Source organism: Microbispora sp. H10670 (assembly GCF_014161385.1).
In the GTDB taxonomy this organism is placed as follows: domain Bacteria; phylum Actinomycetota; class Actinomycetes; order Streptosporangiales; family Streptosporangiaceae; genus Microbispora; species Microbispora triticiradicis.
The window spans coordinates 17,970-41,601 of record NZ_JABBWW010000037.1; the positions used below are offsets into that span (position 1 = coordinate 17,970).

Annotated in this window: 17 protein-coding genes; 4 read left to right on the forward strand and 13 right to left on the reverse strand. The window is 69.2% G+C overall.

Features of this window, described 5'->3' with window-relative positions; all coding sequences use genetic code 11:
* Window positions 1-48: 48 nt before the first annotated feature.
* The 5 genes from HHX33_RS35345 to HHX33_RS31855 all read right to left on the reverse strand — a co-directional run bounded on the left by HHX33_RS35345 (window position 49) and on the right by HHX33_RS31855 (window position 5,631).
* A complete protein-coding gene (locus tag HHX33_RS35345; protein WP_220502423.1) occupies window positions 49-438 on the reverse strand; it encodes a hypothetical protein in 390 nt (129 codons plus the stop codon).
* Window positions 439-808: 370 nt separating this feature from the next.
* Window positions 809-1,087, reverse strand: a complete 279-nt coding sequence (locus tag HHX33_RS31840) for a hypothetical protein (RefSeq protein ID WP_182877816.1) — start codon at window positions 1,085-1,087, stop codon at window positions 809-811.
* A gap of 347 nt (window positions 1,088-1,434) precedes the next feature.
* On the reverse strand, window positions 1,435-3,615 hold the full coding sequence (locus tag HHX33_RS31845) for an ATP-binding SpoIIE family protein phosphatase (protein ID WP_220502424.1): 2,181 nt from the start codon (window positions 3,613-3,615) through the stop codon (window positions 1,435-1,437).
* A gap of 230 nt (window positions 3,616-3,845) precedes the next feature.
* Window positions 3,846-4,256, reverse strand: a complete 411-nt coding sequence (locus tag HHX33_RS31850; RefSeq protein ID WP_220502425.1) for an STAS domain-containing protein — start codon at window positions 4,254-4,256, stop codon at window positions 3,846-3,848.
* A 469-nt stretch (window positions 4,257-4,725) separates the two neighbouring features.
* On the reverse strand, window positions 4,726-5,631 hold the full coding sequence (locus HHX33_RS31855; RefSeq protein ID WP_220502426.1) for an NAD(P)H-binding protein: 906 nt from the start codon (window positions 5,629-5,631) through the stop codon (window positions 4,726-4,728).
* A gap of 63 nt (window positions 5,632-5,694) precedes the next feature.
* On the opposite strand from HHX33_RS31855, the gene HHX33_RS31860 reads away from it, so the two are divergent.
* Entirely contained in the window at window positions 5,695-6,309 is a 615-nt protein-coding gene (locus HHX33_RS31860; RefSeq protein WP_182877819.1) for a TetR/AcrR family transcriptional regulator, read from the forward strand.
* 68 nt (window positions 6,310-6,377) lie between these two features.
* On the forward strand, window positions 6,378-7,343 hold the full coding sequence (locus HHX33_RS31865; protein ID WP_182877820.1) for an aminoglycoside phosphotransferase family protein: 966 nt from the start codon (window positions 6,378-6,380) through the stop codon (window positions 7,341-7,343).
* Window positions 7,344-7,354: 11 nt separating this feature from the next.
* On the opposite strand, the gene HHX33_RS31870 is transcribed toward HHX33_RS31865, so the two are convergent.
* The 8 genes from HHX33_RS31870 to HHX33_RS31905 form a co-directional block, all read right to left on the reverse strand.
* A complete protein-coding gene (locus HHX33_RS31870) occupies window positions 7,355-8,230 on the reverse strand; it encodes a carbohydrate ABC transporter permease (protein ID WP_111697769.1) in 876 nt (291 codons plus the stop codon).
* Window positions 8,230-9,171, reverse strand: coding sequence for a carbohydrate ABC transporter permease (locus HHX33_RS31875; RefSeq protein WP_182877821.1), 942 nt, complete (start codon window positions 9,169-9,171; stop codon window positions 8,230-8,232). The genes HHX33_RS31870 and HHX33_RS31875 overlap by 1 nt, the downstream gene beginning before the upstream one ends.
* Window positions 9,172-9,247: 76 nt before the next feature.
* Window positions 9,248-10,639, reverse strand: a complete 1,392-nt coding sequence (locus tag HHX33_RS31880) for an extracellular solute-binding protein (protein WP_220502427.1) — start codon at window positions 10,637-10,639, stop codon at window positions 9,248-9,250.
* A gap of 110 nt (window positions 10,640-10,749) precedes the next feature.
* Window positions 10,750-12,933, reverse strand: a complete 2,184-nt coding sequence (locus HHX33_RS31885; RefSeq protein ID WP_182877822.1) for an alpha/beta hydrolase-fold protein — start codon at window positions 12,931-12,933, stop codon at window positions 10,750-10,752.
* Between the two features lie 159 nt (window positions 12,934-13,092).
* On the reverse strand, window positions 13,093-14,088 hold the full coding sequence (locus tag HHX33_RS31890; protein WP_244301840.1) for a LacI family DNA-binding transcriptional regulator: 996 nt from the start codon (window positions 14,086-14,088) through the stop codon (window positions 13,093-13,095).
* A 218-nt stretch (window positions 14,089-14,306) separates the two neighbouring features.
* Window positions 14,307-16,676 (reverse strand): glycoside hydrolase family 3 N-terminal domain-containing protein, encoded by a 2,370-nt coding sequence (locus HHX33_RS31895; protein ID WP_220502428.1) that lies wholly within the window; start codon window positions 16,674-16,676, stop codon window positions 14,307-14,309.
* A 169-nt stretch (window positions 16,677-16,845) separates the two neighbouring features.
* Window positions 16,846-19,662: an AfsR/SARP family transcriptional regulator gene (locus tag HHX33_RS31900; protein ID WP_182877824.1), complete on the reverse strand. Its 2,817-nt coding sequence runs from the start codon at window positions 19,660-19,662 to the stop codon at window positions 16,846-16,848.
* On the reverse strand, window positions 19,607-20,719 hold the full coding sequence (locus tag HHX33_RS31905) for a DMT family transporter (protein WP_182877825.1): 1,113 nt from the start codon (window positions 20,717-20,719) through the stop codon (window positions 19,607-19,609). The genes HHX33_RS31900 and HHX33_RS31905 overlap by 56 nt, the downstream gene beginning before the upstream one ends.
* Before the next feature lie 221 nt (window positions 20,720-20,940).
* Here HHX33_RS31905 and HHX33_RS31910 point away from each other — a divergent pair, with 221 nt between their 5' ends.
* Both HHX33_RS31910 and HHX33_RS31915 read left to right on the forward strand, forming a co-directional pair.
* Entirely contained in the window at window positions 20,941-22,698 is a 1,758-nt protein-coding gene (locus HHX33_RS31910; RefSeq protein ID WP_182877826.1) for a TauD/TfdA family dioxygenase, read from the forward strand.
* A 30-nt stretch (window positions 22,699-22,728) separates the two neighbouring features.
* Window positions 22,729-23,616 carry a metal-dependent hydrolase gene (locus HHX33_RS31915; protein ID WP_182877827.1) on the forward strand — a complete coding sequence of 296 codons (888 nt, stop codon included), beginning with the start codon at window positions 22,729-22,731 and terminating at the stop codon, window positions 23,614-23,616.
* The last annotated feature ends 16 nt before the right edge of the window (window positions 23,617-23,632 follow it).

The following is a 23,632-nucleotide window of genomic DNA, read 5'->3' on the forward strand; positions in this document are numbered from 1 at the left end:
AACCTGATCGTCCTCATGGTTCGCCTCCTCTGTGGACGGGAACCACGCTCAGGCGAGCCGATCGTCGCGGTCCAGCAGAAACTGCGCCACCTGCGGATAGACCCCGTCCGCCTCGTCGCGGTGACCGATTCGGCACCACAAGGCACGGCCGTCCGCATTGGCTCGCACCTGCGCACAGAACCAACCCGCCTCCCTCAACGACCGAGTGAGAGCCCCTGCCGTACCGTCGATAGGAGCCGGCTCGGCCTGCGAGTTCTCACTTGCTGCGTCATGCTCGTAGACGCCAGTGGGCGGCAGAGACGGTGGCTCGTCCGATCGGGTGCAGCCCGTCAGCACGAGCGGACCGAGGCACATGATCACCAAGACGATGGCAAGCGCTCGGCGGACCGGCCGATGTCGGCGTGCGGGCACGGAAAACGGGCGGGACACGAAGTTCATCGAAGCCACTGCCCACCGAATCGGCAAATTCGATCTTTCCGGTGCGAATGTGCGGTGGCACCGGGTCAGCCGGCGAGTGACCACACGGCGACGGTGATCCGGGCTCCCCTCGGCGGATGTCGTTCGCGGTGGCGTAAACCCCACTGCCGGTCTTCTCGCTGAACCCACCATTCGTCCGGCAGGAGCAGACCTCGGTCCCTGCCGCTGGGAAGCGACGAGTGCAGCGCCGCTCGGAGCCCAGGGCGTTCACTGCTCCCCGACGTCGCCAGGAGAGGCGAGGAGGCTGCAGGCTTGCTCGATTCTCCCCGACTTGACCAGGCGGCGAATCGCCGCCGACATTCCCTCGAAGCCGACCTCTCGGCCGAACCCCCTACCCGCCCCGGGTCACGGTCGCACGGGGCAGCGACTCCCTCTGGGCTTCCGCTGAGCCGACGACGGCGTTGAGCCCACCATCGACAAGCCGCGCGACCGCTTCGCCGGAGACAAAAGGCTGCGACGTCTCTTCAGAGACCCTGATCAGCATCCTGGTGGGGGTGCAGAACAGGCTCACCTTGGTGCCGTAGACACTGCTCACCGCCGGCTCCACCGGTCCCGAGAATCCCTCTGGCCGCTCCGAGCGCCCCTCGGACTTGGTCAGGTCGACGTACATGCTCACATCGCTGTGAACGCTCCACTCTGAGCTGGACAGCCCGCACAGACCGGAGGAAGACCCTGACCTGCGCCAGGGCTCGCTCCGCCTCGTCGGGCAGCTTCGGTTTGTCAGTAAGACCCTTCAGCTTGATCAGCGGCCACTGGGCCGGGTCCTTCAGCAGCGGGTTTGCAGGTGACGTGGAGCAAGCGCCAATTGCCAGTGGGTTCGCGAGGTCGACGACAAGAGAGGCGGCTTCATCGCTCACGTAACCGAAACGTCGAGCCGCGCGCCTTGTCATCAGGGCGCCGGAGGCGTGGGAGTCTTCTACGTTCGGCCACGGCCCCCAGCCACCAGGAGAGTCCATCTCACCCGAGAGGCTGTTTCGCGTGTTCGTCAGCAGGGAGGGATTGCTCGGTCCAGATGCATTTGCCGTCATAGAGGTAGCGGGCGCCCCAGCGCCGGGAGAGGGCGGCCACCAACTGCAGGCCCCGGCCGCCTTCGTCGGTGTAGGAGGCGTGGCGGATGCGCGGGGTACTGAGGCTGCCGTCGTAGACCTCGCAGATCAGAGAGCGGCTGCGCAGCAGGCGCAGGCATACGGGGCCCTTCGCGTGCCGGATCACGTTGCCGACGAGTTCGCTGACCAGAAGTTCGGTGGTGACCGTCAGTTCGTCCAGTCCCCAGGTGGCCAATTGTTTGCGGACATATCTGCGGGCCTGTCCGGCTGCCCTGGGATCGTCGGGGAGGCTGCAGGTGGCGACATCTTCGGCGGCGGTACCACGGGTGTGAGCGATGAACAGGGCGGCGTCGTCGTCGGTCTGTTCACGGGCGGGCAGCAGCGCCGAAACGACCGTGTCGCAGAGCTCTTCCAGGCAACCGACGTCGTCGCACTCGTCTCCTGACCAGAGGTGAGGAATGCGGGGCACGGCCTGGGCCAGGATCCGGCAGAGCTGAGCCATTCCATGGTCGACGTCGCGGGTGGCGGATTCGACCAGGCCGTCGGTGCAGAGCACCAGCAGGCTCTCCTCGGCCAGATGCAGTTCGTGGACCTCGAAGGGCGGTTCCGCGGCGCCCAGCGGCGGATCGGCGGCCAGGTAGGGGCACAGCACGGTGCCGTCGGGGTAGACGATGACCGGTGGGGGATGGCCGGCCAGGCAGAGCGTACAGGTCCGGGTGGTGGGATCGAAGACGGCGTACAGGCAGGTGGCGTAGAAGTCGTCACCGAGGTCGCTGACCAGGTCGTTGAGGTGGCCGATCAGTTCGTCGGGCGGCAGGTCGAGGTCGGCGAGGGTGCTTACAGCGGTGCGCAGGCGACCCATGGTGACCGCTTCGGTGATGCCGTGTCCCATGACGTCGCCGATCACGATGGCGACCCGGCTGCCGGACAGCGGGATCAGGTCGTACCAGTCGCCGCCCACCTCCTCGCCCCGGCCCGCGGGCAGGTAGCGCGCAGCGGCGCAGGCCACGGGGAGACGGGGAAGCTCCCGGGGAAGCAGGCCGCGCTGCAGTTCCTGTGCGCGGGCGTGTTCCATGTCGTACAACCGGGCCCGTTCCAGCGCCTGGCCGACCAGACCGCTCAACGCCGTCAGCAGGGTGCGCTCCTCGTCGCTGAAGACACGCTCCCGGGCGAACGACACCACACATACGCCGATGGCCCGCCCGGAGGCGATCACGGGCAGGAGCGCCCAGGCGTTCTTCGGTGACGCCTCCGCCACGATCTTCATTGTTGGATAGCGCCGGCGATACTCCGCGCGCGATCCGATGAACCGGGGAGCACCGCTCGTCAGCACATCCATCACCGATGCGGTCTCGGTGAGCGGGACCCGGTCGAGAAGACTGAGGAATTCCGGTGGGTACCCGGCGGCGCCGACCACATCCACTCGGTCGCCTTCGATCAGCCAGACCACGAGCCCGTCGGCACAGAACGGAGGCAGGACATGGTCCGCGACGGCCTGCACGACATCCCGGCTGGTGACGGCCTCGGCGAGCGCCGCGGTCAGCTCGCCCATCCGGACCGTCTTCTCGGACCCCGCCGCCGAAGTAAGGCCCGGCGCCGTGCCGGGCAAGCCTTCCAGGCGCGCAGCGGCCCATGCCGCTACCGCACCGAGAAAGGAACGCTGCTCGTCGTCCGGCTCGGCGGGCCCTGCCGTGAGCACGGACAACACCCCGACCGGCCCGTCGGCGCCCGGGAGGGGCAGTGCCGCCGTGCCGGCTGCCCCGATCCCCAAGCTGTCCCCGCACACCCAGACGTAGCCACCACGCCGCACGGCGCGTGTGGGCGCCACGTCCTGCGCGGTGCGAAGATCCGCCCACACCTCGGCGGTCTCCGGGAGAAGCCCGCTGGCCGCCGCCAGGTGCAGGCGACCGGTAGCGGAATCGCACCTGTGCACGAGGGCGCCCAGGCCGCCCAGGCTCGTCACCGCCTGCTGGAGAGCCAGCGTCAGCGTCTGCGCGCTCCAGTGCCCTTCGTCCGAGGCCCACACAACGCCGAGCTGCTCCGCCTGCGGCTGTTCAGCGTGGCTCTCGGACCTGACTTTCGCGGTCGCCACCTCACCTCCCGGCATAAGCGCAGCAATGGGGCAAGTTGCCACTTATGTGCATCAACACTAGCTTTCACTGCCAAACGCGGCACTTTCGGGGTCCGCCACACTCCGCCGCTTCGTGTGCGCCCCTTGGCAACCCGGAGTCAGCCGCCCGGCCGGGCCGTCGCCCTCGTCGTCATCGCGTCAAGGGCTGCGCTCCGCACCTCCGGCAGCGCCGGACGGCATCCGCTCGCAGCTCAGATCGACGAAGCGGGGGCCGCGTTCGCGTCCGGCCCCCAGCCGTCCAGACCGCTCAGAGCCTGCTCCAACGTCTCGTGCATCTCGAACAACTGGATCAGGCCGGTCGTGTTGAGCATGCGCCGGAAAAAGGCCGGTGGAGCAGCCAAAGTCATCCGGATGCCGTGCTCCTGGCAGCCCCGGAACACCCTGATCAACTGGGAGATGCCGGAGGAGTCGCAGAAGCGCATCGGGCCGAGGTCCAGAACCAGACAGCCGTCGCGGAGGTGATCCCACAGGCGCTCAACCGTGTCGAGCAAGCGGGCAGACCTCGTCCAATCGAGGTCCCCCGTGACGTGAACGACCGCCCACCTGCCGTAGGCACCATGATCCACGTCGAACACGATCCCCTTCGGAGGCACCGTGATCACCGCCTCCTACCCGCGAAGCGTCACTGCCGTACAACCCAGTCCCCGACCAAGGTACGGCAACATCGGCCACAGGAGGCGCTCGTCACCGTGGTACGGAAGCGCCCACTACCCACCTCTCGCCCCATCATGCCTCCGGCGGGGTCGCGCTCGGCGTTCATAAATGCCCGAATCCGTCAACCCTCCTTATCGCACCATTGACGCGTGCGGGATCGAATATTTCACCGAAAGGTGGACCGCGACCGGAAGGTGACTCCAATGTTCCGAAAGACCCTCGCGGCCTGCGCATTAGCCGCCTCGGCTGCTCTCCCGGTGACGTTACAGGCCGCACCGGCCCACGCGGCCCCGGTCGTACAGCAGGACGGCGACGGCCAGCAGCAACAGCAGCAGGGGTGAGAACCGAGAGCGCCTGCCTCACAAGAAAGGACTTCTTGTGAGGCATTTCTTTCGCAGGCGAATCGGCGTGGAAGCCTCAATTCATCGGGGCGGGGTTCCCGGTGAACGACGTGGCGTGGTCGGTGACCCACTGGCGGAAGGTTCGCGCCGGCCTCCCGAGGAGGTCGGACACCGTCGAGGTGACGTATGCCGGGCGTCCCGTCGCGGCGTTCCACGCCGCCAGGAGCATGTCCGCGGCCGGGCGCGAGGCTTCTGGGGTCTCGCGCCGGAACTCGTCGGGCGGCATTTCCTCGAACGTCAGCGGGCGGCCCAGCGTGTCTCCGACGATGCGTATCTGTTCGGCCTGGGTGAGTGACTCGGGACCGGTCAGGACGTAGTCGCCGCCGGCGTGCCCGCCCTCGCGCAGGGTCCGCGCGACGACCGCGGCCACGTCTCGATCGTCGACCGGAGCCGTCTCGGCCGCGCCGTACGGCCACCGGACCAGGCCGTCGCCACGGATCGCGGCGGACCACCAGAACAGGGCGTTCGACGCGAACATCCCCGGCCGGACGATCGTCGAGTCGAGTCCGGTGGCCGCGATGAGCCGCTCGATCTCGGCGTGCAGCGCCGCCATCGGGTTCGGTTGCCGGAAGAACGGGTGCGGGGTCCGGTGCGGTGCGGACAGGTAGACGACCCGCTGCGCGTGGGCGGCCAGCCGGTCGACGACGGCCGCCGCGGTCCGCGGCGGGGCGGTCCAGACCAGGAAGACCGTACTGACGGCGTGCAGCGCGGCGTCGAGCGATTCGGGCACCGTGAGGTCGCCGTTGACGATCTCGACGTCGGGGGGCAGCGTCACCGCGGCCTCGGTGCGGCGCACGAGGGCACGGACCGGCACGCCCGCATCGGTCAGCTGGTCGACCACGGCGCGGCCGATGCGTCCGGTCGCCCCGGTGACGAGCACCGGAGTCGTCGACGGAGCGCGGGGGGTGTCTGTCTGTTCCATGGCCGCCATCTTTTCGTTACCGAGTTAAAAAAGCAACTTGGTTACAAATGTTAATCTGACACGGTGAGCGAGCCGGTCGGGCTGCGGGCCCGCAAGAAGGTACGGACCCGGGACGCGATCGCTGACGCGGCGATCTCGCTGTTCCTGGCGCGCGGGTTCGACCAGGTGTCGGTGTCCGACATCGCCGCGATGGCCGAGGTGTCGAAACCGACGCTGTTCCGCTACTTCGCCACAAAGGAAGACCTGATCCTGTACCGCTTCGCGGACCACAACGGTGAGGCCGCACGCGTGGTCCGTGACCGGCACCCGGATATCGAGCCGATCACGGCGCTGCACCGGCATTTCCGGGCCGGTCTCGATCGCTTCGAGCCGGTCACCGGCCTCAACGATCATCCCGAGGTGGTGGCGTTCCATCGGCTGGTGTTCACCACCCCGAGCCTGGCGGGACGGCTCCTGCAGTACATGCTCGACGATGAGGACGCGCTGGCCGCCGTCCTCGATCCGGGTGTCCGGGGCCGACTGCAAGCCGCCCAGGTGATCGCGGTCCAACGCGTACTGGCCCGGACCAACTGGCAGAAGATCGCTGACGGAAGGACCGCACACGACGTGCGACCCGAGGCGGTCGCCGACGCGGACCACGCCTTCGCCCGGCTGTGTCACGCGACCGGCGACTCCTAGCCCGCCGCACCCGCACACTCCGGGAAACTCGATTGCCCTGGGCGTACGGAGAGCCAGATCATGCCGGGATGAGTCAGGAGCAGCTTCCGCCGCCGGCAGAGGGCGTACGGATCCCGTGGTCAGCGGTGCCCGAGGGCCTGCGGCTCGCGGTGGAAGGTCATCTCGGTGATCGGGTGGCCGAGGCGGTCACGCAGCCCGGGGGCTTCTCACCGGGTGTGGCCGCCCGGCTGCGGCTCGCGGGCGGCGGCAGGGCGTTCGTCAAGGCGGTCGGCCCACAGCCCAACCCCGACAGCCCCGCCTTCCACCGCGCCGAGGCCAGGGTGGCCGCCGCGCTGCCGGCCGGCGTGCCCGCGCCCCGGCTGCTCGCCTCCTTCGACCAGGACGGCTGGGTGGTGCTGCTGTTCGAGGACGTGGAGGGGCGCCTGCCCGCCCAGCCGTGGGTGCCGGACGAGCTGGCCCTCGTGCTCGACGCGCTGGCCCGCATGGCCGAGGCGCTCACCCCCGCCCCGATCGAGGTGCCTGCCGCCGCCGAGAAGCTCGACGACGAGTTCCGGGGCTGGCGGCGCCTGGCCGCGGACGGCGCGGACCTGGCCGCCGTCCTCGGCTCCTGGGCCGTACGGCACCTGCCGCGGCTGGCGGAACTGGAGGAGCGATGGGGGCAGGCGGCCGAGGGCGACTGCCTCGCCCACGCCGACCTACGGGCGGACAACCTGCTGCTCACGGCCGACGGCCGGGTGCTCGTGGTGGACTGGCCCCACGCGTGCCTGGCCGCGCCGTGGTTCGACCTGCTCGGGATGCTGCCCAGCGTGACCATGCAAGGGGGGCCGCCACCGGCCCAGATCTTCGACGGCCACCCGGCCGCGAGGAACGCCGATCCCGGAGCCGTCACCGCCGTTCTCGCCGCGATGACCGGATACTTCCTGCAGCGTGGGCTCCTGCCCCCGCCGCCCGGCCTCCCCACCCTGCGTGCCTTCCAGCTCGCGCAGGGCAGGGTGGCGCTGGCATGGCTGCGGCAGCGGACCGGCTGGAAGTGACGTCGGCCGCGTCAGCGCAGGCCCCCGACGGACAGTCCGCCGCGCCAGTGCCGCTGCAGGGTGAAGAAGGCGACGATGAGCGGGATCACCGACACGAGCGCGCCCAGGATGATCAGGCTCCAGAGGGAGGTGCTGCCCGCGTTGTTCGCGGAGGCGATTCCCTGCCAGAGGCCGAGTCCGACGGTGACGGGGAAAAGGCGGTTGTCGGAGAGCATGGCGACGGGCAGGAAGTAGTTGTTCCAGGACGCCACCGCGGACAGGAGCAGCACCGTGACCACCGCGGGCCGCATCAGCGGGAGCGCGACCTGCAGGAACGTCCGCACTTCACCCGCGCCGTCGGCCCGCGCCGCGTCCAGGATCTCGTCGGGGACCGCGTCGCGCGCGTACACGTGCATCAGGTAGACGCCGAACGGGTTGAGCAGTGACGGAAGGATCACCGCCCAAATCGTGTTCGTCAGGCCGAGCCCGGAGAACATCACGAAGGTGGGAATCACCAGGGCGGTCGCGGGCACCATCAACGCGCCCAGCAGGACGGAGAAGCCGAAACGCCTGCCGGCGAACCGGTACTTGGCGAATCCGTAACCGGCCATCACGGCCAGGATCGTGGCGCCGATCCCGCCCGCGAACGCGTAGAGCGTGGAGTTGAGGATCCACCTGCCGTAGATGCCGCCGTCGTAGGTGAACAGCTGCCTGAGGTTCTCGAAGTAGTCGATCCGGTCGGTGAACCACAGGGTGTTGCCGCCGCCGAAGAGGCCGGGGGCGTCCTTGGAACTGTTGACGATGACCCACCAGAACGGCACGAGGAAGTAGACGACCAGGAAGCCGAGGAGCACCTGCAGGGGCAGGTGGCGTTGTGGCGGGCGGCGTGCGCCGGAGCGGCCGGTCATCACAGAAAGCTCCTCCGCTTGCGGGTGAAGAACAGGAAGGCGTAGACGCCGGCGAACACGATCCCGCCGAGGGCGAAGGAGATCGCCGACCCGTAGTTGAAGTTCGCGAGTGCGAACGCCTGCTGGTAGGCGTACATGTTGGGGGTGAAGTCCGGCCCGATCGTGCCGGCCGCGAGGAACCGCAGGAACTGTGGTTCGTTGAAGAACTGCAGCGTGCCGATGAGCGCGAAGACCAGGATCAGGAGCAGCGCGGGGGCGATGAGCGGGATTTTGATCCGCAGCGCGATCTGCCACTTGCCGGCGCCGTCCATGCGGGCCGCCTCGTAGAGCGCCGGGTCGATGCCCTGCAGCGCCGCGTACAGGATGATCATGTAGTAACCGGCCCACTGCCAGGTGACGACGTTGACCAGGCCGTAGAAGACCAGGTTGCTGCTGAGGAAGTCGGGCGCGGTGGCGCCGAACAATCCGAAGATGTCGGAGAGCGGCCCGAAGCTCCTGCTGTACAGAAACCCCCACATCACCGCACCGATGACCGTGGGAATCGCGTACGGAAGGAAAATCATCAACCGCGAGAACCGGGCGAACGCGGAGGTGACGGTATCCAGGATGAGGGCCATCGCGAGCGCGATGACGATCTGCAGCGGGATGGCGACCAGGGAGAAGCGGACGACGAACCACACCCCGGAAAGGAAGCTCGGGTCGGTGAACGCCTTCACGTAGTTGTCGAACAGAACGAAGCTGGTGCCGCCGATCAGCTTCTTCCGGAAGAGGCTGAGGTACAGCGCGTACGCGAGCGGCGCGATGAGAAGCGCCAGGAAGACGAGCCCGAACGGCCCGACGAAGAGCCACCCCATCAGGTGCTCACGGAGACGCACCGTGCCGCGGACCTTGTGCGCTTTCTCTTGAGTGCTCGACGCACTCTCCTCGATCAGGAGGGTCATCTTGGGCTCCGGGAGGTCGATGCTGGGGAGTGGCGGGTGGGCCGGCCGGTCGAGGACGGCGGGCCCACCCGTGGTGTCACTGGACGGTGAAGCCTTGCTCCTTGGCGTAGCCCACCACGTCCTCCTGGACGCGGTCGGCCGCCTGCGCACCGGTGATGGAGCCCTCGATGACCGCGCCGATCTGCTTCGTCATGGCATCGAAGTAGTACTGGCCGAACGGGCTGTAGGTCATGCCCTTGTAGGCGTTCGCCGCGGGGACGTAGACCTCCTTGTTCGCCTGCTGGCCGTCGAAGAACGACACCTTCAGATCCACGAACTTGGGATCGTTGAGCGCCTTGAGGTTCAGCGGGAAGATGATCTGGTTGGTCCAGCCGTCGGTGAGCGACTCGTCGTCGGCGTAGAGGCCGTACGCCACCTTCGCCGCGAGTTCGGGGTTCTTCGCCTGACTCGTCACCGAGAAGGCCGACCCGCCCCAGTTCACCTGCACCGGGTTGGCGGGATCCCACTGCGGGAGCGGCGCCACCGCGAACTTGCCGGTGTCCTTGCCCTTGCCGACGCCGGCGCCGGTGAGGTACCCGGGCGCCCAGGCCGCCGAGATGTACGTCGCGTACTTACCGTTGATGACGCCGGAGATGTACTCCGGCGTGAACTGGTCCTGTGTCCCGACCAGGCCCTTCCGCGCGAGGTTCCCCCAGTAGTCCAGGACGTCCTTGGACGCCTGGTCGTTCAGCGCGATACCGATCGACTCGGGCTTCGCCGGGTCGTAGGTGATGGGAGTGGCGCCCTTCTGGATCTGCAGCGCCATCATGACGGCCGGCACGTTCGCGCCCAGGTCGCCGAACAGCGGGCCTCCCGCGTCCTTCACCTTCTGCGCGGCCTGCTCGTACTCGGCCCACGTCTTCGGCGGCGTGATCTTGTACTTGTCGAAGATGTCCTTCCGGTAGATCATCGCCATCGGGCCGCCGTCGACCGGCACGCCGTAGACCGCGCCGCCGATCGAGACGTCCTTCCACGCACCCGGGCCGTAGTTCGCCTTGACGGCGTCGAAGCCGTACTGCTTGATGTCGACGAGCGCCTTCTGGATCTGGAAGGTCGGGATCCGGTCCACCTCGATCATGATCACGTCGGGCGCGCCGGTGCCCGCCGAGATGGCCGTCTGGAACTTGTCGTACTCGTCGCCGCCCTGGCCGACGTTGGTCCAGCAGACCTGCACCTCGTTGTTCTGCTTGTTGAAGTTGTCGACGACGAGCTGCATGTTGGGGTACCAGCCCCAGAAGGTCACGACCGGCAGGTCCTTCTTGCTGATCGTGTTCGTGCAGTTGCTCGCCTTGTTTCCGGTCGTGTCGTTTCCGCTGTTGCTCGCCCTCGCGCTGCTTTCGCTTCCCGCGGTGGAGGAGCAGGCGGCAAGCACGCACGCCGCGGCGAGCATGGCTGTGGTGGCGAATATTCTCTTCGTCTTCGTTGACATGATTTCCTCTCCGGGTCCGCGCCCTGTCCTTCGTGCCGGCTCCCGTACGCTGCGGGCACCGCCGGGGCAGGAACGCCCATGCCCCGGCGGCACCGCCTCGTCGGGCCTACCTAGCGCTTGAACAGTCGCGGCGCCAGGTCGATGAGGTTCTTCTGCCACACGTCCCAGCCGTGCGGTCCAGGGGTGACCCCGTCGAACTCGTAGCGGACGCCGAGGTCGTTCATCGTGGTCAGGCCCGCCATGAACGACGGGTACACGAAGTCGGTCACATCGCCGACGTACATGCGCAGCAGCTTGGTCCCGTTGTTGATCGCCGCCACGTCGACGCCGCTGCCGCCGCCGAACCCGGCCGAGAACGCCGCGATGTAGGCGAACCGGCCCGGGTACGCCTTGAGCACCCCGATCGTCTGTCCACCGCCCATCGAGAGACCGGCGAGGGCCTGCTGCGACGGGTCGCCGGAGATGTTGTAGCGGGCCCGGACCGCCGGAACGATGTTGTCCAGCAGCTCCTTGTTGAAGTCGGACGTGTTGCCGTTGCCCATCACGACCACCATCGGCACCAGCTTCCCGTCGAGGAAGTGGTGGTCGAGGATCTGCTTGGCGCGTCCCATCTCCACCCAGTCGGTGTAGTTCTGGCCGCCACCGTGCTGGAGGTAGAAGACGGGATACGGCTGCGCGCGGTCCGGGTCGTATCCGGGCGGGGTCCACACCAACGCGGTCCGGTCGGCGTTCGCCACGTTGCTCCGGTACGTCAGGCTCTCCACCTTTCCGCCCTGACCGGCGGGAACGTCCGACAGCAGGCGTGACCTCTCTCCGGAGATGAAGAAGGTGCTCCAGGTCGGCTCGGTGGTCACCTTCGTCGGGTTCGACACGTCCTTGAACGCGACCCGATCCACGATGAGCCGGTAGTAGTAGAACCACGGGTCCAGCGGTCCCACGGTCGCCCGCCACCGGTCGCCGTCACGGGACATCGGGACGCGCAGCCAGCTCCCGCCGGGAGCGATGTTCGCCCACACGGTGACGTGCTGGGCGTCCTTGAAGTCCGTCGTGGTCTCGAAGGTGACGAAGCCGTCCTTCGTCACGAACGGCGTCGGGGTGGTGCCGGGCGCCGGCGGGTGGAACTCGCCCTTCAGCGGCTCGTGACCGGCGCTCGGACCATGGTCCGGCGCCTTGCGGAACAGCCGCGGGAGGAAGTCGACCAGGTTCTCCTGCCAGGCGGTCCAGTTCGCCCCGGCGTCGGGGTTGACCCCGTCGAACTCGTACCTGACACGGGCGCGGTCCAGCGCCTTCGTCAGGCGGACGGTGGCGTTGTAGGCGGGATCGGTCACGTTCCCGGTGTACAGGCGCAGCAGCTTGGCGCCGGGGTTCGGCCCGGGACCGGGCCTCCCTCCGGCGATCTCCGTGAGGAGACCCGAGAACGAGCCGGCGTAGGCGAAGTCGTCCGGCCTGGTCAGGGCGGCGCGCAGCGCCTGCGAGCCGCCCTCGGACACACCGGCGATGGCCTGGTGCTCCCGGTCGTGACGGACGCGGTAGGCGTCCCCGACGGCCTTGCGGAGGTCCTTGAGGTCCTTGTCGTCGTCCGGCCCGCGACCGTCGGTGATCACGACCACCATCGGCTCGATGGAACCGCCGGCCGACAGGTTGTCGAGGATCTGCTTGGCACGACCGAGGTCGAGCCAGTCGGTGGCGCTCCTGTCCGGGCCGGACAGCAGGTAGAGCACCGGATAGGGCTTGCCGCCCTTGGCCGGGTACCCCGGCGGCGTCCAGACCAGCGCCGACCGCTCCTGCGTCCCGGCCCGGTAGGTCAGGGTCCCGACCTTGCCGCCCTGCCCTCCGGGCGCGTCCGCCAGCAGGCGCACCGAGTCGCCCGCGACGAGGAAGGTGCTCCACAGAGGCTTGGACGCCACGCTGGTGGCGTTCGTCGGATCCTTGAGACCCTTGGTGTCGTCGCCCGTGACCTGGTAGGAGTACAGGCCCGGCTTGAGCGGGCCGAGGATCCCCGACCAGACGTCGCCGCGGCGGGTGAGGCCGAACTCCGCCCAGGCGGAGGAGGGACCGAAGTTCCCCTCGACGACGACCTGGGACACCTGGCCCACGTTGGTCTGCACATAGGCCGCCGGGACGGTGAACGACGCGTAGCCGTCCTCGGAGACGCTCAGCCAGGGCGTGTCCGCCACCGCGGATCGCGGCGGGAGCAACACCGCCGCGAGTGCCATGACTCCGGCGACGACCGCCGCCGAGAGCCGGCGTACGCCCATGGGACGCACTCTGCCGTGATATAATGACAGTGACATACCGATCTCCTTTGTGGTCGGCAGCGGATTGGGCCCGACTGACCGACCTGATTCATCGGTGGATGTGGTGTGGACTCTGTTCCTGCACCTCCGTGCGTCGCGAGTCTGTTTTCGATTGACCTGACGTCAGGTACGGCCGGACACCGCACCTGTGGGTTGTCAGGGTCTTGTCGTGGTCCTCGGCGGTGCGGTGCTGCCGCGGACCACCAAGCGCGTCGGGAGCAGTATCTGGCGGGGGCCCTCCCACTCATCGGTCACCAGTGATCGCAGCATGCGCGCGGCCTCGTGTCCGAGCCGGTACATCGACTGGTCCACCGTGGTCAGCCCCGGCTCCGCCAGCGCGGACTCCGGAATGTTGTCGAATCCGACCACCGACAGGTCGCCGGGGACGCTGAGCCCCAGCTCCTTCGCGACCTCCAGCACCTTAAGGGCCATCCCGTCGCTCGCTGCGAAGATCGCCGTCGGACGGTCCGCCCTTCCCAGCAGCTCGCGCGCCAACGGGACCGTGGACTCGGGATTGAAGTCGCCCCTGCCGATCAGGGCGGGGTCGACCGGCACGCCGGCTTCGGTCAGCGCCCTCCGGTAACCCTCCTCGCGCGACCACGCGGCCGCGAGGCTGGAGCGGCCCGCGATGAATCCGATCCGCCGATGACCCAGGCCCAGCAGATGCTCGACGACTGTGACGGCGCCCGAGAGGTTGTCCGCCGTCACCGACGGCACCGTCGAATCCCGCACCGGATCGATGACCACGACCGGCGTGCTGCTCCGCACCTCGCCCCAGGGCGTGACCACGATGCACCCGTCCGTGAGCGTGCCCGACAGGCGGGTGAGGTGCCGTTGCTCCCAGCCCTCCGAGTACGTCCCGTAGACGGCGCTGTTGGCGTAGACGATCAGATCGAAGCTCGACCGGGCCAACGCCTCCATCACGCCCTTGAGCACCTCGGCCGTATAGGACTGGAAGCTGTGGGTCACCAGACCCAGGACATTGGTACGACTGCGCCGCAGACTCGTCGCCACCAGACTCGACTCGTAGCCCAGCCGCTCGATGGCCGAACGGACCTGCGCGGTGGTGCCGGTGCTGACGCCGTAGCGCCCGTTGACCACCCGCGACACGGTTGCCACGGAGACGCCCGCCAGTCGCGCGACATCGCTCATGGTCACCGGAGCTCCGCCATCGGCCATGCGGCCCTCTCTGTTTGCAATCGTTATCGGTTACGTTTGCGGTTTTTTTAACGTAAGCGACAACGATTGCGAAGACAAGACCCATTTCGGCCACTCACCGCGCCGACCGTACGTCCTATAAGGACATGACCAGAATGTGCAGGCAGGCCGGGGGACGGCTGTCCGTCGCGCATCGGCAGGCCGTCATCCCGTCAGGCCGGCGGCGTGGTCGCCTGAGGCGGTTCGCCGACGGTGACCGTGCCCGAGTAGGCCTTCCGGACCTTCCGGCCGGAGTCGCCGGTGATGGTGAACGTGCCCGCGAGCGTACGCATATCGGAGGAGAAGCCGACGTACACCTCGATGAGCCCGGTTTCCACCGAGTAGTTCATGTCCCTGTCGTAAAAGCCGAGCTGGCCCGTGGGCAGGTCGAAGCGTACGGCCGTTCGCTGCCCGGGACCGGCGGCGACACGGGCGAAGCTCTTCAACTCGAGCACCGGCCGGGTGACCGTCGCCTGCGGGTCGCGAACGTAGAGCTGGACGACTTCCTCTCCGGCTCGATCACCGATGTTGGCCACGGTGGCCTCCACTGCGACGCTGTCCCCGGCGAGCACTTCGGTGCGGTCCAGAGTGACCTGTTCGATGACGAACGGGGCGTACCCCAGGCCGTGACCGAAGCGGTATCGCGGGCTGACGGGCGAGTCGACGTAGTCGCCGTGCCAGTGCGACCGCCCACCGGACACCTTGTGTCCGTAGAAGACGGGGATCTGCCCCACGGTCCTCGGGTAGGAGATGGGCAGCTTCCCGCTCGGGTTGACCTCGCCGAGCAGCACCTCGGTGATCGCCTGCGCCCCGGTCTGCCCCGGCAGCCAGGCCAGCAGCACCGCGGCGCACTTCTCGTGCAGGAAGTCGCCGCCGACCGGCCGACCGGCGACGAGCACCGCCACCACGGGTGTTCCGGTGGCGACGACGGCTCGGACCAGATCCTCCTGGACGCCGGGAAGCTCCAGGCTCGACCGGTCCCGCGACTCTCCCGTGGTGGCCCGGGTCGTCAACCCCGAACGATCACCCAGGACCAGCACCGCGACGTCGGCGGCCGCGGCGGCCGCGACCGCCTCGTCGAAACCGTCCCTCGACGTGTCGATCACGTCGCACCCGCGCGCGTGGCGCACCCGGTCGCCCAGGCGGGCCGTGAGTTCGTCGCGCACCGTGGGGACCCCGTCGGTGCTCTCCTCGATCTTGAGGTCGTCCGGCACGGTCATCGCCTGGCCGAGCAGACCCTTCCGCTCGCGCGCCTCCAGCAGCGACTCGACATGCGCCGCGAAGGAGTAGTCACCGAGCAGATGCCGGGCGCTGTCGGCGTTCGGCCCGATGAGGGCGACCGTTCCGGTGCCCGGCCGGAGCGGCAGGACGCCGTCGTTCTTGAGCAGGACGAGGCTGCGGCGAGCCACCTCGAGCGCCACCTCCCGGTGCCGCTCGGCGTTCACCGCCACCGTCACCGCGGCCTCGTCCACGTAAGGGTTCTCGAACAGGCCGAGCTCGAACTTGTGCCGGAGCACCCGCGAGACCGCTTCGTCCAGTCGCCCTTCACTGATCTCGCCGGCGTCCAGGGCCCCTGCCAGCGCCCCCGCGTACGCGTCCGTGGCCGGAAGCTCGACGTCGGTGCCCGCGGTGAGTGCCAGAGCCGCCGCTCGCCGCTTGTCCTCGGCGAAGTGGTGATACGAGTGGAGATCGTCGACGGCGAAGTAGTCCGACACGACGGTCCCCGCGAAGCCCCACTCTCCTCGGAGGACATCGCCGAGGAGCTCACGGTTGGCATGGCAGGGAATCCCGTCCAGCTCGTGGTAGCCGGCCATCACCGACTGAAGGCCCGCCTCGCGGACCGCCGCCTCGAACGGATGGAGATACACCTCCCGCAGCAGACGAGGCGGCAGGTGCGCCGGCGCCCAGTTCAGCCCGCCCTCGGACGCCCCGTAGCCGACGAAGTGCTTGGCCGTCGCGACGACGCCCTCCGCGAGAGAAGCACCCTGCAGGCCCCGGATGAACGCCACGCCCATGCGGGCCACCAGGTACGGATCCTCCCCGTAGGTCTCCTCTGTCCGGCCCCAGCGCGGATCCCGCACCACGTCCAGCACCGGCGAGAGCCCCTGATGACTTCCCGTCGCGCGCATCCGCGCACGGACGGCATCCGCCAGCAGCCGGTTGAGCTCCGGCTCCCAGGTGCTCGCGACGCCGATCGCCTGAGGGAAGATGGTCGCCTCCCGCGCCATCAACCCGGAGCACACCTCCTCGTGGACGATCGCCGGGATCCCCAGCCGGGTCTCCGTCACCAGGAAGCGCTGGATCTCGTTTGTCACCCGTGCCACCTGCTCCGCCCTGAGACTTGTGGCTCCCGCGACACGGGTCACGTGCCCCAAGCCGTGCCGGAGGACCGTCCGCGCCCGCTCGGCCGAAAACCGCCCGCCCTCCATCAGCGAGAACGCCCAGGCGCTCCCCAGCTGTGCGAGCTTCTCCTCCCGGGTCATCCGGGCCAGCAGATCCGTCACGCGCTCCCCGACGGCAGCGGCCGGATCGGTGTAGGTCACTGCCGGCTCCGGACTCACAGCGGTCATCCGGTACCCCAATCACGCCTTGATCAAGTGGATCCCGTGCCTACCGCAAACGTGATCGATAACGTTTGCAATACAAAGATCGCTGATCGACTTCGCGATGTCCAGAGTCCGCATCGAGACCCGGCACCCCCGACCGGGCCGGTCACGGGTGGGCCGCGGTCTCGGGTTCGCCGAGCCAGGTGGGGGTGATGCCGAGATTCCGGCAGATGGCCTCGGCGAGGGCGAAGGACTCGGCCGCCTCCTCCGTCCTCCCCCGGCTGCCGGCGACCCGTCCGAGGTGGTGAAGCACGTCGGCTTCGACGATCCGCTCCCCCGCCGCCCTCGCGTGCGCCAGAGCGAGCGTGAGAGTGCGGTGCGCGGTGTCCCATCGCGTCAGGGCGGCCCACGCCCGGCCCATCCCGTACAGGGCGTGGGCCATGCCGACCTGGTCGTCGATGGCCAGGCAGAACTCGTGGACGCGCTCGAACCGGGGCAGAGCCTCGGCCGGTTCGCCGCACTCCAGGCTGAGCTCGCCGAGCCGGTAGTTCACCTGCTGGGCCAGGCGGGCGCCCTGCGCCTTCTGCGCCATCTGCAGGGCCTGCTCCAGATTGATCCGGGCCTCTTCGTGGTTGCCGAGCTGGAGATGGATCTGCCCGATCTGACGGAGCACGAGTGCTTCGTTGCCGACGTCGCCGAGCGCGCTGAGGGCGGCGGCGCTGCGCCGGGCACGGGAGAGTGCGTCCTGGAGCCGGCCCCCGAGACGGTCGAGTACGGCCAGCTTGTGCTCGGTGATGGCCTCGGCGTGCCGGTCGCGCAGCGCCGTGAAGATGGTGGCGGCCTGCCCGATGAAGTTCGCCGCCGCACCGTAGTCGTGTCTGTGCAGGCTGAGCTCGCCGAGCTCGGCGAGGATGACCGCCTCGCCGCGGCGGTTGCCGGCGGCCCTGGTGGCGTCGAGGGCGATCTCGTGCGTCTGCTCCCACTCGTCGTGGTGTTTGCGGACCTCCAGGAGAGGTGCGGCGGTCACCGCGAGATCCCAGCAGAGGTCGTCGAAGTCCAGGTGCGCCGCCTGGCGCACCGCTCCCTGGATGTTCGGCAGCTCGGCCTCGCACCAGGTGACGGGATCGACGACGATCTCCCTGAGGTGCTCCTCCGTCATCGGCCGCCGCCGGGCCATGCCGTGCAGCACCAGGTGGTCGTGGCCCGCGAGCTGGGTGTGGGCGTACTCGGTCACCGTCAGCAGGGCTCCGATGGCCCGCTCCAGCGCGGCGCGCACCTCGGCGCAGGGGAGCTGCGCCTGCGCCTGTTGGCGGGCGAAGATGCGGACCAGGTCGTGCAGGCCGTACCGGGGCTGGCCGTGGTCTCCGGCCGCCACGGTGACCAAATGGCTGTGGGCGAGCTGGTCCAGGAGGTCCTCGGCCTCCCTGAGCGGGCAGTCCAGCAGCGCCGACGCCGCCCATTCCTCGTATTCGACGAGGTCGAGACTGCCGAGCAGCATGAGAAGGAGCCTGGCCCGCGGCCCCAGGGCCGCGTAGGAGAGCATCAGGTTGGCGCGCACGTCCAGTTCGCCGTGCACGAGTTCGTCGAGCCGATGGTGCTCTCCGGCCAGCCGGTCGACCATGCGGCGTACGGGCCAGTGCGGCCGGGCGGCGAGCCGTGCGCCCGCGATGCGCAGCGCGAGCGGGTGACGCCCGCACAGGCGGACGAGCCGCGCGCCGGCCTCCGGGCTGCTCCTCATGCGGTCGTCGCCGAGCATCCGCTGCAGGAAGTCGATCGCCTGCTCCTCGGTGAAGGACTCGAGCTCCAGCCGGCGTATGCCCGGAACGGCCGTGAGGCGGTGCCGGCTCGTGATCAGGACGGCGCAGCCGCTCGTGCCCGGGATGAGCGGCATCACCTGGCTCTCGTCGGCGGCGTCGTCGAGGATCAGCAGCGCGCGTCGCTCCGAGAGCACCTCCCGAAGCATCGCGCTGCGTTCCTCGATGTGCTCGGGCAGCCGGTGGTCGGGCACTCCCAGGGTGCGCAGCGAGCCGGCCAGCGCGACGCCCGGCGGGATGCGGCGCGCCGCCTCGGCCCCGCGGAGCGGCACGAAGATCTGCCCGTCCGGAAAGTCCTCCCGCAACCGGTGGGCGACGTGTACGGCCAGGGTGGTCTTGCCCGCGCCTCCCCGGGCGGACACCGCCACGATCGTCGGGCCGACCCGGTCACCGGAGGTCAGCCAGCGGGTGATCCGCGCGATCTCCTCGGCCCGGCCGGTGAAGTCGGGGGTGTCGGCCGGGAGGTTGCACGGGCGCGGGGAGGCGGCGGCGGGCTCCTCGCCCGGCGACACGGCCTCCCGCAGGATCGCCTGTTCCTGTTCCCGCAGCTGCGGGCCGGGCTCGATGCCGAGCGACTCGACGAGGAGGGCGCGCGTGTCCCGATAGAGCTGCAGCGCCTCCGCCTGGCGGCCCGACCGGTGCAGCGCCTCCATCAACCGGCCGCGCAGCGACTCGCGCAGCGGGAACTCCTCGACGAGCTGGACCAGGACGGGAATCATGTCCGCGTGCCGGCCGAGCGCGAGTTCGTGCTCCACCCACTGGCCGACGGCGGTGAACCGCTGTTCCTCCAGCACCGCGGCCTCCGTACGCAGCGCGGGGCAGTCGTCGAGCCCCGCGAAGGGCACGCCGGTCCACTCGTCCAGCGCCCCGCGGAGGATCTCCGCCGCCCGCGCGACGTCGCCGCCGGCGGCCGACTCCTCGCTCCTGGCGACCAGCGCGGAGAACCGCAGGGCGTCCACCTCGGCGGGCCGTACGTGGAGGAGGTAGCCGCGGTCGACGCGGGTGATGCGGTGCGGGTCGCCCAGCGTCGTCCGGAGGCCGCGGATGTAGGCGCGCAGGTTCGCGGCCGCGGACGCCGGCGGGTCCGACGGCCACAGCCCGTCGATCAGCCGGTCATCCGGTACGGCGGTGTTCGGACAACAGAGCAGAAGGGCCAGGAGCGTTCGCACCTTCTGGCCCTTCAAGGGGACCGGGGAGCCATTCGCCGTCAGCTCCAGCGGTCCGAGTATGCGGAACCGCAGATCTGGGTGCTGCTCTCCCCCGGCCATGGCGGGTAAATACTATGTCAAAACCCTGCGGCCGGCCGGTGAATATGCTTCGCCCCCACTTCAGCGACACGCGGGACGGCTTGACGTCCATGAGAAGCACGCCGAGCACCATGGTCGCGGCGCCCGCCCAGCCCAGCGGCGTCAAACGATCTCCCGCGAGCCAATATCCGAAGACGCCGGCGAAGACGGGTTCCATCCCGAGGATGACGGACACCCGGGTCGGCGAGGTGCGCCGTTGCGCGTACGCCTGAACGAAATAGGCGAAGGCGCTGGCGGCCAGCCCGGTGAACGCGATCGCGCCCCAGGCGTCCCATTCGCCGGGCAGGCGGAAATCCTCCTTGATCAGCGCGATGCACAGGGCGACCGTTCCGCACGTCCCCAGTTGCACCGCGACCAGGGCTCCCGTGGGGAAACGGCGGACCGCCCGGTCCATGGCGATGATGTGCAGCGCGAAGCAGAGGCTCGATGCCAGGGTGAGCGCGTCGCCCAGCGGGTGGAAGGCCCCGCCGTAACCCGAGAGGAGCAGCAGGCCCAGGGCGGCGGTCGCGATACACAGGGCGCTCCAGCGGGTGACCCGCTGACGAAGGAGCAACGCGGCCATGAGCGGGGTGAACACGATGTAGAGACCGGTGATGAAGCCCGAGTTGGACGCGGTCGTGTAGGTGAGACCGATCGTCTGGAACGCGTACCCGCCGACCAGCAGCAGGCCCAGACCCGCCCCGGCGCCCCATCCCGTTCGTGAGAGCCGGCCGATCTGCGCGGCGTACGGCACGGCCACCACACCGGCCGCCAGCAGAAAACGGAGAGCCACGAACGACCACGGCGGCACGTTTTCTATGGCGTCCTGAATTACGACGAAAGTAAGCCCGAAAACGGCGGCGACCACGACGAGACCCGACTCCGCCATCCATGCGGCCGGCGCGTCCGTCTTCCGCGCGGCGGGCTCTTCGATCGACATCAACGGTTTCCTCCGGGCGACGTGCTGGGACACGAGGCTAAGCGGCCGTTGTATAAGCGCCGTATATGCGGCGCGCACGGTCGCGATGCCCGGTCGCCCGGCACAGGCCCGGAAAGCCTCTGCCGTTATACGAGGAATGTACAGAAATTCGAACTTCGTCCTCTAGCCTCTCCGATGGACGCGAAGTCTCACCTCGCGAAGTCTCACCTGGAGGATCCGACATGGTGATCGGTATCGATCTGGTGCATGCTGCGGTGTGGAGGTTCGACATTCAGCGGAAATCGGGAGCCGGCCGGGCCGCCGACTTCTCCGAAGTCAGCGTCGTCGCCGACCTCGGGGAATTGGCCGTCGACCTTCTCGGGGGAACGGTGGCCGCTCTCGAGAACGGGTTCGAAGGGGACGCGCTCAAGGACCTGGGCCTCGTGCTCGTTCCCGCTCCGGGCGTCGACGGAGCGGTCTTCACTCCAAGGGAGTGCGAGGCCCTCGACCGGTACGTCCAGGAGGGGGGCGCGGTGCTGATCCTCGGGGACGGGGAGTGGCCGCAGCCGCCCCAGGGCCCCGCCCCGTTCGGGTTCGCCTCGGGTGATCTCGCGATCGGCGACCCCGCGGATCCGGCGCAGCCCCACGTGCGGCCCTACCAGTTCCCGGCCGAGGTCACCGGTGCGCACCCCGCGCTGGAGGGCGTCACCCGGGCGTACCTCTACCGGCCCAAGCCCGTCAGCGCCCGCTTCCCGCTGACCGGCCTGGTGGAGAAGGACGGCCAGATCTTCCTGGGGGTCGCGCGTCACGGGGCGGGCAGGGTCGCCGTGGTGGGCAACGCCGAGATGTTCGCGCGCCCCTTCCTCGGCCGCGAGGACAACGCGCGGCTCCTGCTCAACCTGCTCTCCTGGCTGCTGGACGGCCGGCACCAGGGGTCGGCCGCCGACCTGGCGGCCGAGGTGACCGGCGCCTACCGGTTCTCCGGCCGGGACTTCTCCCCCACGGAGAACCTGAAGAACGAGCCCGGGCCGCACGTCGTCGACGCCGGTGTCTACGCCCACATGTTCACCGGGCTCGCCGACGGGTTCCTCCGCGACTCGGAGACCGACGAGGAGGCGTTCCTCCGCGAGGCCGAACTGCGGTTCCACGAGATGCCGCGCGTCGTCAGGCAGGCGGTGAGCCGGTTCCGTCAGCACGGCACCGACTCGGGCGTCCTGCTGGTGAAGGGCCTGCCCGTGGACCCCGCGCTTCCCCCCACCCCCGCCGACCCGAAGGCGCGGGTCCGCTTCGCCAGTCCGCTCAGCGAGCTGTGGCTGGCGGCCTTCGCGCAGGCGCTGGGCGAGCCCATCGGCTACCGCCAGGAGAAGAACGGTCTGCTGTTCCAGAACGTGGTGCCGACGCCCCACAACGCCGCGAAGCTCTCCTCCGAGAGCTCGGCCATCCTGCTCGACTACCACACCGAGACGGCGTTCCACCCCTTCATGCCCGACTACGTGCTGCTGCACTGCCTGCGGCCCGACCACGACGGGGCGGCCAAGACGATCAGCGCCAGCCTGCGGATGGCCCTGCCCCGGTTGAGTCTCCGCGAGCGGGCGATCCTCAGCGAGCCCCTCTACCGGACCGGGATCGACTACTCGTTCGGCAGCTCGCACGGCACGAAGGGCAACGGGCCGCTGCTGCGCGTGCTCTACGGCGACCCCTTCGATCCCTATCTCACCGTGGACCCCGACCTCATGATGGGGATCGTGCCCGAGGCGGACGCCGCCCTGAAGCGGCTGCACGCGGTGCTCCACGAGGTCAGGCGGTGGGTGTGCCTCGACACGGGTGACCTGCTGATCGTCGACAACCGCAGGGCGGTCCACGGCCGCTCGGAGTTCACTCCCAGATACGACGGCCGGGACCGATGGCTCCAGCGCGTCTGCGTGGTCCGGGACCTCGTTCCTTCCGCCGGACACCGGAGACTGCGCGGCCGTATCATCGACACCGCGTTCGCCGTCTGATCCCTTTTATGTAAGGACAAGGACCGCGCCATGGGCGAAACCACTTCGGCCCCGAGCACCGTCGTCCTGTTCCCGCAGGGCGTGAGCGTCTGTGAGGCCACCGTCGTCCTCGCGGAGGCCGCCGGCGACGAGGGCCCGGTCGTGATCGTCACCGACCGGACGCCGTTCCACCCGCTCGACCCCACCTGGCCCGACCAGCCGGGCGACCGGGGCACCATCACGCTCGGGCGTCGGGAGCACGCCGTCGTGGACGCCGTCACGATGGCGGTCGGGCCCGACGGCACGCTGTACCAGGGGGAGGAGATCCCCGCCCGCCGTACGGACCCGGGCTGGTCCTTCCTTGTCGGTCACGTCCTCGAGACGCCGCCGGACGGGAGCCCGGCGGATCTCGTCGGCGAACAGGTGGGCCTCGCGGTGGACGTGGCGCGGCGATCGAGCCTGAGCGCCGCGCACACCGCCTGCCACCTGATGTCCCTCGCCCTGAACATGGAGCTGCGCGACCTGTGGCGCAAGGTCCCGCGTACGGACTGCCTCGGCAGCCCCGACTTCGACCAGGCGGCGATCACGCGGTCGAGCATCACCCCGTGGGAGAGCGTCGACCGCTACCGCCTCGGCAAGTCGCTCCGCAAGGCGGGCTTCGACGCCGAAGCCCTCCCCGGACGGCTCGACGCGGTGCGCGAGGGCGTCACGGCCCGGCTGTCGGAGTGGATCGCCGCCGGCGGGCGGATCGCGATCGACACCGAGGGGCCCTGGATCAACTCCCGCCGCTGGTGGGGTTGCGAGCTGCCCCCGGGTCCCGCACGGCTCCCCTGCGGTGGCACGCACCTGGGGAATCTCGGCGAGCTGGCCTCGATCGACGTGCGGATAGTGATCGGAGAGGGGGAGCTGGTAGTCAACACTACGGCCAAGCAGTCATGAACCCGGAAGTGGAGGT

Bases quoted from the DNA above. Each gene is read 5' to 3' on its own strand.
- HHX33_RS35345 (WP_220502423.1), bottom strand. From the start codon at position 438: ATGAACTTCGTGTCCCGCCCGTTTTCCGTGCCCGCACGCCGACATCGG.
- HHX33_RS31840 (WP_182877816.1), bottom strand. From the start codon at position 1,087: ATGTACGTCGACCTGACCAAGTCCGAGGGGCGCTCGGAGCGGCCAGAG.
- HHX33_RS31855 (WP_220502426.1), bottom strand. From the start codon at position 5,631: ATGGAACAGACAGACACCCCCCGCGCTCCGTCGACGACTCCGGTGCTC.
- HHX33_RS31865 (WP_182877820.1), top strand. From the start codon at position 6,378: ATGAGTCAGGAGCAGCTTCCGCCGCCGGCAGAGGGCGTACGGATCCCG.
- HHX33_RS31870 (WP_111697769.1), bottom strand. From the start codon at position 8,230: ATGACCGGCCGCTCCGGCGCACGCCGCCCGCCACAACGCCACCTGCCC.
- HHX33_RS31875 (WP_182877821.1), bottom strand. From the start codon at position 9,171: ATGACCCTCCTGATCGAGGAGAGTGCGTCGAGCACTCAAGAGAAAGCG.
- HHX33_RS31880 (WP_220502427.1), bottom strand. From the start codon at position 10,639: ATGTCAACGAAGACGAAGAGAATATTCGCCACCACAGCCATGCTCGCC.
- HHX33_RS31885 (WP_182877822.1), bottom strand. From the start codon at position 12,933: ATGTCACTGTCATTATATCACGGCAGAGTGCGTCCCATGGGCGTACGC.
- HHX33_RS31890 (WP_244301840.1), bottom strand. From the start codon at position 14,088: ATGAGCGATGTCGCGCGACTGGCGGGCGTCTCCGTGGCAACCGTGTCG.
- HHX33_RS31905 (WP_182877825.1), bottom strand. From the start codon at position 20,719: ATGTCGATCGAAGAGCCCGCCGCGCGGAAGACGGACGCGCCGGCCGCA.
- HHX33_RS31910 (WP_182877826.1), top strand. From the start codon at position 20,941: ATGGTGATCGGTATCGATCTGGTGCATGCTGCGGTGTGGAGGTTCGAC.
- HHX33_RS31915 (WP_182877827.1), top strand. From the start codon at position 22,729: ATGGGCGAAACCACTTCGGCCCCGAGCACCGTCGTCCTGTTCCCGCAG.